The sequence below is a fragment of the Blautia sp. CAG:257 genome (genome assembly GCF_000433815.1).
Lineage (GTDB): Bacteria > Bacillota > Clostridia > Lachnospirales > Lachnospiraceae > Blautia_A > Blautia_A caecimuris.
Genome location: NZ_HF998982.1, coordinates 1 through 1,643 on the forward strand (window position 1 = coordinate 1; position 1,643 = coordinate 1,643).

2 protein-coding genes are annotated in these 1,643 nt (G+C 42.5%); one reads left to right on the forward strand and one right to left on the reverse strand.

All coding sequences use genetic code 11. The features are described from left to right. The coding region (locus QVP40_RS00630) for a YczE/YyaS/YitT family protein (protein WP_288200057.1) at positions 1-600 on the reverse strand (600 nt) is incomplete at its 3' end. Positions 601-855: 255 nt separating this feature from the next. Here QVP40_RS00630 and QVP40_RS00635 point away from each other — a divergent pair. Further along, on the forward strand, positions 856-1,569 hold the full coding sequence (locus QVP40_RS00635; RefSeq protein ID WP_022066580.1) for a hypothetical protein: 714 nt from the start codon (positions 856-858) through the stop codon (positions 1,567-1,569). Positions 1,570-1,643: the final 74 nt, after the last annotated feature.

The window sequence follows — 1,643 nt, forward strand, 5'->3', positions numbered from 1 at the left end:
CATAAAGATCTGAGCAACCGGACCTACGATAAAGGCGCAGATAATAGTTCCAAGACCGAAGGTTCCTCCTAAAAGAAAGCCGGCTGCAACAAAAAAGCAGTCTGTTAAAATACGGACAAGACCAAAAGCTCTGTGGGTTTTGTCGCTGATCACAATGGCCACCAGGTCATTGGGGCCTGTTCCGGCCTCGGATTTGATGACAATGGTCATCCCCAAAGCAAGAATCATGCATCCTGCAACAAGGACAATAACACGTACTGCAAGAGGAAGAGAGCTGTTGATATAGTTTCCAAGGATTACAGTGAAAAGATCAATGATCGGTCCCCCAAGGAACATACAGATAATGGTTCCGATCCGTATGTAGCTTCTGTCAATCACAAGCAGTACCAGTATGATCAGAAAGCAGATCATCATATGAGTGCGTCCGTGAGTCCAGTGAAGTGCATCCGGCCATGGAATGCTTCGGAAAATTCCCTGTACCAGAACATTAAAAGGGTCTGTGCCAAGGTTTGCCTGAATAAAAAAGGTAACCCCCAGATGGGCTACAGACAGACCAAAAATAAGCAGAATGATTTGTTTGACTTTTTGCGTAAATGTCATAGCAGATAGTTCCTTTGCAGTATTTTATAAATATTTTATCACAGGAGGCCCGATTGTAAAAGACGAATTTCCGAAAAGGGGAGAACAGAAGGAACAGGATTTATATTGTTCACAGCGCCCTGATCAAAAGGCAGTATGAACAGCAACGAAATTATTACAAAAAGCGCCGTGATTATAACAGGTTTTACAGAACGGAAAAAGAAAGGGATATAATAAACATAAATAATAATTTCGTATAGCGGGAGGAAAGAAAAAATGAATAATAAAAAAATGATAGCAGTATTTATGGCATTGGGAATGACAATGATGTGTTTTTCCGGCTGTAGTCTGACAGAAGAATCCACATCAGCCCCTACAGCAGCGCCAAGTCCGCAGGCAACGGCAACCGCAGTACCGAAGGCAACAGCAACGCCAACGCCAAAGGCAACCGCTACACCGAAACCTTCTAACACAGGCTCTCAGAGCAGCGCCGGTTCACAGTCCGGAAGCAGCAGCTCATCACAGACAGGAGGCAATTCCGGTAACTCTTCATCAGGAAGCGAAACAGAGGAAGAATATGAAATTCAATACATCAGTGGAAATGTAATGACTAATGATGACACATCAATGACTATAGAGACAGGCTCTGATGGCAATTTTTATGAAATGACTTTTGATATCAGTGATGCAGAAGTGAATATTGAGGAAAATGAGGTAGTCGGAGCCAGCAGTCTTCGAACAAGTCTGAATGTGGATGTGGATTATTATGTGAAAGATGGCGTGAATATTGCAACCTGTATACATAGTGATGGAATTGAATATTTTTCTCCAAGTTTTTTGTATAAGTATGAACAGGAACAGCAAATGCAGGAAAACTCTCAGGACTATGAGGATTCCTCTGACTATGAAGAGCCTCAGGATAGTGGAGATACAGACGATTCCGGAGAGGATTATGTAGATGAAGATGCAAATTCAGAGGCAGACTATTAGGAGACAGATGTAAATGAAAAGAGGGAGCCCGCTTATGGCAATGTCATTTAGTTAAGACATTGAGTCGGCAGCCT